Source organism: Cupriavidus sp. FW305-46, from assembly GCF_058787075.1.
The window spans coordinates 1-8,885 of sequence record NZ_JBYSZI010000028.1 but is presented as its reverse complement, the minus strand read 5'-3'; the positions used below and the strand labels follow the sequence as shown (position 1 = coordinate 8,885).

The 8,885-nt window shown below is 66.2% G+C and carries 6 protein-coding genes; 1 reads left to right on the top strand and 5 read right to left on the bottom strand.

The window, feature by feature from the left end; all coding sequences use genetic code 11:
• Positions 1 to 50: 50 nt before the first annotated feature.
• From fdhF to AC3WON_RS15335, 5 genes are all read right to left on the bottom strand, one after another.
• Positions 51 to 2,867 (bottom strand): formate dehydrogenase subunit alpha, encoded by a 2,817-nt coding sequence (gene fdhF / locus AC3WON_RS15355; protein ID WP_492319560.1) that lies wholly within the window; start codon positions 2,865 to 2,867, stop codon positions 51 to 53.
• Positions 2,868 to 2,876: 9 nt separating this feature from the next.
• The gene (locus tag AC3WON_RS15350) at positions 2,877 to 4,586 is read right to left on the bottom strand and encodes an NADH-ubiquinone oxidoreductase-F iron-sulfur binding region domain-containing protein (RefSeq protein ID WP_492319559.1); all 1,710 of its coding nucleotides are present in this window, start codon (positions 4,584 to 4,586) and stop codon (positions 2,877 to 2,879) included.
• A 180-nt stretch (positions 4,587 to 4,766) separates the two neighbouring features.
• Entirely contained in the window at positions 4,767 to 6,089 is a 1,323-nt protein-coding gene (gene oxlT / locus AC3WON_RS15345) for an oxalate/formate MFS antiporter (protein WP_492319558.1), read from the bottom strand.
• Positions 6,090 to 6,767: 678 nt separating this feature from the next.
• The gene (locus AC3WON_RS15340; RefSeq protein WP_010810206.1) at positions 6,768 to 6,986 is read right to left on the bottom strand and encodes a hypothetical protein; all 219 of its coding nucleotides are present in this window, start codon (positions 6,984 to 6,986) and stop codon (positions 6,768 to 6,770) included.
• A gap of 147 nt (positions 6,987 to 7,133) precedes the next feature.
• A complete protein-coding gene (locus AC3WON_RS15335) occupies positions 7,134 to 8,057 on the bottom strand; it encodes a LysR family transcriptional regulator (RefSeq protein ID WP_492319557.1) in 924 nt (307 codons plus the stop codon).
• A gap of 318 nt (positions 8,058 to 8,375) precedes the next feature.
• Between AC3WON_RS15335 and AC3WON_RS15330 the strand changes: the two genes are divergently transcribed.
• On the top strand, positions 8,376 to 8,885 hold a 510-nt coding region (locus tag AC3WON_RS15330), incomplete at its 3' end, for a LysR family transcriptional regulator (protein ID WP_492352170.1).

Sequence of the window (8,885 nt, the reverse complement as noted above, 5' to 3'; positions counted from 1 at the left end):
CCCCCCCCCCCCCCCCCCCCCCCCCCCCCCGCCAGGGCTTGCCGTCGGCCCTACACCGGCGCCAGGATCTGCCCGCCGCCGTAGCTCGACTGCTCCGGCGCCGCGCCGCCCAGTGCCATCTTCACCGCGCAGTACTTGAACTCCGGGATCTTGCCGAAGGGGTCCAGTGCCGCATTGGTCAGCTTGTTGATCGCCGCCTCGTAGTAGCAGAACGGCACGAACACCGCCCCGCGCGGCGTGCCGGCGTCGGCCCGCGCGTACAGCGTGACTTCGCCGCGGCGCGATGCCAGCGTGACCACGTCGCCCGGCTTGCCGCCCAGCGCGTCCAGGTCCAGCGGGTGCACCAGCGCCACCGGATCCGGCTCGATCGCATCCAGCACGCCGGCGCGCCGCGTCATGCTGCCGGTGTGCCAGTGCTCGAGCTGGCGGCCGGTGATCAGCACCATCGGGTAGTCGATATCGGGCCGCTCGGCTGCCGGGATGATGTCGGCCGGCACGAAGCGCCCACGGCCGCTGGCGGTCGGGAAGCTGTCGATAAAGATCACCGGTTCGCCCGGGTCGCCCTCTTCCTTGCACGGATAAGTCACGGCGTGCTCGCGCTCCAGCCGCTCCCAGGTCACGCCGCCGATGCTGGGCATGGCCTGGCGCATCTCGTCGAAGACCTCGGCCACGCCGTCGTAGTGCCAGTCCAACCCCAGCTGCGCAGCCATCTGCTGGATGATCCACAGGTCCTGGCGCGCCTGCCCCGGCGGGTTCAATGCCTGGCGGCCGAGCTGGACGGTGCGGTCGGTGTTGGTGAAGGTGCCGGTCTTCTCCGGGAAGGCCGAGGCCGGCAGCACCACGTCGGCCAGATAGGCGGTCTCGGTCAGGAAGATGTCCTGCACCACCAGGTGGTCGAGCGAGGCCAGCGCCTCGCGCGCATGCTCGGCGTCGGGGTCTGACATCGCCGGGTTCTCACCCATGATGTACATGCCGCGCACCTCGCCGCGCTCGATCGCCTGCATCACCTCGACCACGGTCAGGCCGGGCTGGCGGTCCAGCGGCATGCCCCACAGCGCCTCGAAGCTGGCGATCGCCACGGGATCGTCCACGCGGCGGTAGTCCGGGTACATCATCGGGATCAGGCCGGCATCGGACGCGCCCTGCACGTTGTTCTGGCCGCGCAGCGGATGCAGGCCGGTGCCGGGGCGGCCGATCTGGCCGGTCATCAGCGCCAGCGCGATCAGGCAACGCGCGTTGTCAGTGCCGTGCACGTGCTGCGACACGCCCATGCCCCACAGGATCATCGAGGCCTTGGACGTGGCATACAGCCGCGCCACCTCGCGGATGACCTCGGCCTCGATGCCGCACACCGGCGCCATCAGTTCCGGGCTGTACGCCGCGACATTGCGCTGCAGCTCGTCGAAGCCGATGGTGCGGCTGTCGATGAAGTCCTGGTCCACCAGGCCCTCGGTGACGATGACATGCATCATCGCGTTGAGCAGCGCCACGTCGGCATCGGGCTTGAACTGCATGAAGCGATGGGCAAAGCGCGCCAGGTCCGAGCGGCGCGGATCTGCCACGATCAGCTTGGTGCCGTTCTTCACCGCATTCTTGATCCAGCTGGCCGCGACCGGGTGGTTCACGGTCGGGTTGGCGCCGATCACGATCACCACCTCGGCCTTGTCGACATCCATCACCGGGTTCGATACCGCGCCCGAGCCGATCCCCTCCAGCAGCGCCGCCACCGACGAGGCATGGCACAGCCGCGTGCAGTGGTCGACGTTGTTGCTGCCAAACCCGGTGCGCACCAGCTTCTGGAACAGGTAGGCCTCTTCATTGCTGCCCTTGGCCGAGCCAAACCCTGCCAGCGCGCGCTTGCCGTGGGTGTCGCGGATCTGCGCGAGCTTGCCGCCGGCCAGCGCCAGCGCCTCTTCCCAGGTGGCCTCGCGGAACACGTCCATGACGTGGTCCGGGTCCATGACGAAATCGCCCTGCTTGGGCACGCCTTCGCGGCGCACCAGCGGCACCGTCAGGCGCTGCGGATGCTGCACGTAGTCAAAGCCGTAGCGGCCCTTCACGCACAGCCGCTCGTGGTTGGCCGGGCCATCGCGCCCTTCCACGAACAGGATGCGGTTGTCCTTGATGTTGTAGGTCAGCTGGCAGCCCACGCCGCAGTACGGGCAGACCGAGTCCACCTGCTTGTCCGGAACCGCCAGCGCGGCATCGCGCGCGGGCATCAGCGCGCCGGTCGGGCAGGCCTGCACGCATTCGCCGCAGGCCACGCAGGTCGACGCGCCCATGGGGTCGTCCATGTCGAACACGATGCGGGCTTCGTCGCCGCGCAGGGCCAGGCCGATCACGTCGTTGACCTGCTCGTCGCGGCAGGCACGCAGGCAGCGCGTGCACTGGATGCAGGCATCCAGGTTGACGGCGATGGCCGGGTGCGACAAATCCGCCGCCACGCGTTCGCGCGGGGCAAAGCGCGGCTTGCCGACCTCCAGCTTCGCGGCCCACTGATCCAGCTCGTTGTGGCGGGTGTAGTCGGTCTCGGGCATGTCCGACTGCAGCAGCTCCAGCACCGTGCGCTGGGCGCGGCGGGCGCGCTCGGATTCGGTCTGCACCTGCATGCCTGCGGCGGGATAGCGGCAGCAGGACGGGGCCAGCACGCGCTCGCCCTGGATCTCGACCATGCAGGCGCGGCAGTTGCCGGCCGGCTCCAGGCCGTCCTTGTAGCACAGGTGCGGCACGTCGAAGCCTTCGCGCTGCGCGACCTTCAGCAGGCTTTCGCCGGGCTGGGCGCTCACCTCGCGGCCATTGAGCGTGAAGGTGACGGCTGGCTCGGCGGATTCGACAAGCGCGCGTTCGGCGCGGGTCAGTGCATTCATGTCAGTCTCTCAGGCCAGTTCGTGCGGGAAGTACTTGATGACGCAGTCGACGGGATTGGGCGCGGCCTGCCCCAGCCCGCAGATCGATGCATCGCGCATCACCGCGGACAGGTCATCCAGCGCCGACAGGTCCCACTTGGGCTGGCGGATCAGGTCGAGCGTCTTGGCGGTGCCAGTGCGGCACGGTGTGCATTGCCCGCAGGACTCGTGCTTGAAGAAGTGCATCAGGTTGCGCGCTGCGTGCGTGGCGCTGTCCTGGTCGGACAGGATCACCACCGCGGCCGAGCCGATAAAGCAGCCGTAGGGCTGCAGCGTGTCGAAGTCCAGCGGGATATTGCCCATCGACGCCGGCAGGATGCCGCCCGAGGCGCCACCCGGCAGGTAGCCGTAGAACGCATGGCCGTCGAGCATGCCGCCGCAGTATTCGTCGATCAGCTCGCGCACGGTGATGCCGGCCGGCGCCAGGTGCACGCCGGGACGTTTCACGCGGCCCGAGACCGAGAACGAGCGCAGGCCCTTGCGCCCGTTGCGCCCCTGCGAGGCAAACCACTCGGCGCCCTTCTCGATGATGTCGCGCACCCAGTACAGGGTCTCGAAGTTGTGCTCCAGCGTGGGCCGTCCGAACAAGCCCACCTGCGCCACATAGGGCGGGCGCAGCCGCGGCATGCCGCGCTTGCCTTCGATCGACTCGATCATGGCCGACTCTTCGCCGCAGATATAGGCGCCCGCGCCGCGGCGCAGTTCGATCGTCGGCAGGCCGGGGATTGGCGGGTCTTGCTGCAGCCGCCGCAGTTCTTCCGCCAGTAGCTCGCGGCAGCCGGCGTATTCGTCGCGCAGGTAGATATAGATCGCTGACACGTTGACCACCGTTGCCGCGATCAGCATGCCTTCCAGGAACCGGTGCGGATCGCGTTCCAGGTAGACGCGGTCCTTGAAGGTGCCGGGCTCGCCCTCGTCGATGTTGATGGCCATCAGCCGCGGTGCGGGCTCGTTCTGCACGATGCGCCATTTGCGCCCGGTCGGGAAGCCTGCGCCGCCCAGGCCGCGCAGGCCGGAGTCCTCCATCGTGCACAGCACGGCGGCCTGGTCCAGGTCGCCGCTGGCGAGGGACTTAAGCAAGGCATAGCCGCCGTCCTTCCGGTAAGCGTCGTAGCCGATATAGGGCTCGGGCGCATGGCGCACGGCCTTTGCCTGCACGGCGGCGTCGATGGCCTCGGCCGTGGCGGTGTCGACCGGATTCTGCCCGACCAGCGCCGCGGGCGCCTTCTCGCAGCGGCCGATGCAGGGCGCGGCCACCACGCGCACTTCAGTGCCGAGCAGCGCGGGCAGCTTGTCGATCAGCGCCTGTGCGCCCGCCAGCTCGCAGGCAATGCCTTCGCATACGCGCACGGTCAACGCCGGCGGCGGTGCGATCTGGCCGTCGGCGTCCTCGCGCACCACGTCGAAGTGGTGATAGAAGGTGGCGACTTCATAGACCTCGGTCATCGACAGCCGCAGTTCGCTGGCCAGCGCCACCAGGTGCGGCATCGCCAGCTGGCCGTAGCGGTCGTTGATGCAGTGCAGGTGTTCGATCAGCAAGTCGCGCCGGCGGGGCATGTCGCCCAGCGCCACGCGCACTTCGGCCAGTGCGGCCGCGTCTACCTGCCGGCCCTTGGGCTGGCGGCGCTTGCGCTGCCGGCCGAGCCCCGTCGCCTCGAGAGGAATGACAACCTGGTTCATGGCGTGCCTGGATTCTGTTTGTGGGTATCCGATGTGCGATCAGGAAGGCGCCCGGCGGGCCGCCTCCCTGTCGCTCTTTCTATTTTTCGTATTGTGCTACCGGGCGCGGCGCCTGTGCAGGCATCGCAGCCGCCACGTCCGGGTCCTGCCGGCGCCGGAGGCGCCGTACTGCTTTCTTCATCAGGTCAGGTCTTCCGGCACGGTACGATAACCGATCGGTGCCGAGGCATTGGCATGCACATACTTGCGGGCATGGGCCTCGCGCATCGGCTTGAGCACGAACAGCGCCATCACCGCGGTCAATGCCGCCATGCCGGAGGCCACCATGAAGACCGCATGCCAGCTGCCGGTGGCAGTGGTGATCACGCTGGAGAACGGCACCAGCAGCGCGGCCGTGCCCTTGGCGGTGTACAGCAGGCCCGCGTTGGTGGCGGCAAACTTCGGCCCGAAGGTGTCGCCGCAGGTGGCAGGGAACAGGCTGTAGATCTCACCCCAGGCAAAGAACACCACGCCTGTCAGCACCACGAAGGCAACCGGATGGTGGCCGTACTTGGACAGCAGCAGGATGCCGATGGCCTCGACCCCGAAGGCAAAGAACATGGTGCGTTCACGGCCGATATGATCGGAGATCCAGCCGAAGAACGGGCGCGTCAGGCCATTGAGCACGCGGTCGATGGTCAGTGCGAAGGTCAGCGCCGGCAAGGTCAGGCCGAGGATCGAGATGGGGGCGTCGTGCAGGCCGAAGTCCTTGGCGATCGGGCCGAGCTGGGCGGTTGCCATCAGGCCGCCGGCGGCCATCATCACGAACATCGCGTACATGACCCAGAAGATCGGCGACTTCAGCACCTCGCGCGGCGAAGCGTTGTAGGTTGCGGCAGCCTTCAGCGTGGACTTGACCTCGCTCAGGATCTTGGCCGACGGCGGGTACAGGGCCATGCCCAGGACGAACACGATCAGGCCCTGGCCAAGACCGAACCACAGGAACGCAGCCTCATAGCCCGAAGTCTTGATCATGTTGGCAATGGGCACCACGGTCAGCGCCGAGCCCGCGCCGAAACCGGCTGCGGTAATCCCCGCTGCCAGCCCCCGGCGATTGGGAAACCACTTCAGCGCGTTGCCCACGCAGGTGCCATACACCGCGCCCGCACCCAGGCCGCCGATCGCCGCCGCGAAGTAAAGCATGGGCAGCGAGGACGCCACCGAGTTCAGGGCCCAGGCAATGGCGCACAGCAGGCCGCCGCCCACCACTACCGGACGCGGGCCGTACTTGTCGACCAGATAGCCTTCAATCGGGACCAGCCAGGTTTCCGTCACGACGAAGATGGTGAAGGCCACCTGAATCGCGGTGCGGCCCCAGTGGTACTTGTCGTCGATCGGGTTGACGAACAGCGTCCAGCCGTATTGCATGTTGGCGATCATCGCCATGCAGATCACGCCGAATACCAGTTGCACCCACGGCGACGCAAAGCGCGACGTGGACTCCCTCTGCTGCTGCAATTCCATGATGTCTCCTTATAGCGGCTTGCCGCCAAGGTGGAAGATGGGCGCCTGTAGACGCCTCTGCGTGACTCTCAGTCAAAGAACAGCTGAGCCGTTCTAGTGCTATACGGTATGTGATATATCAGGTAAGTCAAGCGTATTCGTCGCGGCTCTGCAGCATGGAACCGCGGTGAGCGACGCCTGGTTGGCCGTTGCTGCAGTGCGACTGGTGCACATACTGCATCAATGGCCGGTCCGACAGCATCCGGAGTCTTTGGAAATCAAGCAGTTGCCATGCATCGGCACATGAATCAGCCGACTGATGGCATCTGCAAGAATGCCGGGGATCGCGCCTCGGAAAAACCGGGAAAACGATGAATTGGGGAAAGTCCCTAGATGCATACATTAATGTCTGGTCACGCGCGTATGGCTTGGGAACGACGCCGAAAGCGGCGTTAAAGACACAGCAGCGAGCCTGCCGGCTTGGCACCGGGCGCAGGAAGAGGGGTCGTGCAGAGCGATCGCTGGCAGCGATCGGGGAGGAAGATGGTGGCGGCCGCAGGTTCGTGCAGAACCCTGCCCTGGCTCGCGGCGCATGCCGCAGATCAGGAATCAACCGAGGTACTGCCACAAGGGATGCCGGCCGCTACAACCCTTGCTGGTTGCGCGGTTCAGCGCGATGGCGCATGGCGCCGGCGCGCATTACGCGTAGGCCAGCTCACCGGCAGCGGGAACGATGCGCGACGGGCTGGCACGGCCCACGCCATCGCCTTCCTGGTTCGAGCCCAGGCCGGCGAAGCGACCGTGCTCCTGCGCGGTCACCAGCACATCCATCGGCAGGCGCGTGGCCAGCAGCGTGGTCACGCCGGCACCGGCAGCAATCAGGCCCAGGCCAAGAGCGAAGAGAAGAGCGACTTCCATTTGAAAACTCCAATAGCGTTGTGATCAGGAGTTTTCATTATATGCTGCACCGCACTATGTGTAAATATCCTGTATGTGATATATCAATGGAAGTTTTGCACTAATACAACGAATGCCCGCCCCATGCCCTCAGATGAGCCGATTGCCTCACACCATGGTGGTTTCACGACGCACCACCGGCGACTCCTGATACTCCTGGCCGCGCAAGGCATCCCAGATTGCCGCGGCATTGGGCTTGAGCGAACGGCTCTTGCGCCGAACCAGCATCACCGTGGAAGTCACCTGCGGACGCAGCGGCCGCATCACCGCCGCCGGGTTCATGCCGCCCACCTGGGCACGCGACGGCACCACGCCGATGCCAAGGCCCAGCGCCACCATGCCGAACACTGCCGCAAAGTGGCCGAGCAACTGCAGCGAGCCCGCGCGCACGTGATAGCTGCTGAGCGCCTTCTCCACCGCGGGCTGCATGCCGCACTGCTGGTCCAGGGCCAGCACGCGGGCATCGCTCAGGTCGCCCCACCCTACCGCGTCGCGCATGGCCAGCGGATGCTGGGCGGGCAGGACGGCGTGGTAGGCATCGACGCACAGCGGTTCACAATAGAGGTCGTCGGTTGGCTTCGGATCGGTGGCAATCCCGAAGTCCACCTCGCCGCTGCGCACGCTCTGCAGCACCGACTCCTGCGAGCGGTCCTTCAGGTGGATGGCAATTGCCGGCCACGCTTGCCGGCAGCCGGCCAGCCACGTCGGCACCGACATCGAGCTGAGCACCGGATCCGAAGCGATCTGCACCAGGCCCTGGCACGGACGGCTGGCGCTCTGGCTGTCGCGCAGGGTCTGCTCGACCTCTTCGATCAGGTGGCAGATGCGCTGCGACAGGTGCTGGCCGGCATCGGTCAGTTCCACCTGGCGCGTGGTACGGTCGAACAGGCGCTGGTCGATCTCATCTTCCAGCTCACGCACGCTGCGGCTGACCGCGGATTGCGTCAGGCCGAGCTCAACCGAGGCACGCGTAAAGCTCTTGTGCCGCGCCACTGCGGCGAAGGCCTTCAGTTGGGGGAGCGAGATATTCACGACCTGCCCCCCTGCCCGGCACCGGCGTGGCTGCGATGGGTCTCTTCAGCCATGGCGGGGTGCCGCGTTGCACGCACCGTTGCATTCAGTCCGGTCACGGTAGTCTCCTTGTGTATTTTTTGTCGTGGCTGTAGGCAGCCATCGTTGTTATCGGCCATGCTTGTGGCCATTGGCGGGCTCCTGGCGCAAGCCGGAGAGCCGGATTCGGGGCGGGGCAGGCAAATCCGACGATTGATGCTACTTGAATCTAAGATCAGCACTGCATAAAGTTTTTTATCGTTTATATAGCCAATCGTTTATATATTGCACGGGACGAGGATGAGGAACGCCACACTGCGGCAGTTGAAGGTCTTTGAGACCGTTGCCCGCCATATGAGCTTTTCACGCGCTGCCGAGGAACTGCACCTGACGCAGCCCGCGGTATCGACCCAGGTGCGGCAGCTGGAGCACCACGTGGGGCTGCCCCTGTTCGAGCAGTTGGGCAAGAAGATCTACCTGACCCCGGCGGGCCACGAGATGCTGCATTACAGCCGCAGCATCATCCAGCAGTTCCGCGAGGCCGAAGACGCCATGTCCCAGCTCAAGGGCATCTCCGGCGGCCGGCTCAACGTGGCGGTGATCAGCGCCGGCGACTATTTCTTTCCGCGCCTGCTGGCCGAGTTCATGAACCGCCATGAAGGCGTGACCCTGAACCTTGCCGTGCATAACCGCGAGGAATTGCTGCACCAGCTGGCCGGCAACCTGACCGACCTGGCGGTGATGGTGCGCCCGCCCGAAGGCATGGACACCATCAACGAGGCCTTCGCCCCCCACCCCTATGTCATCGTG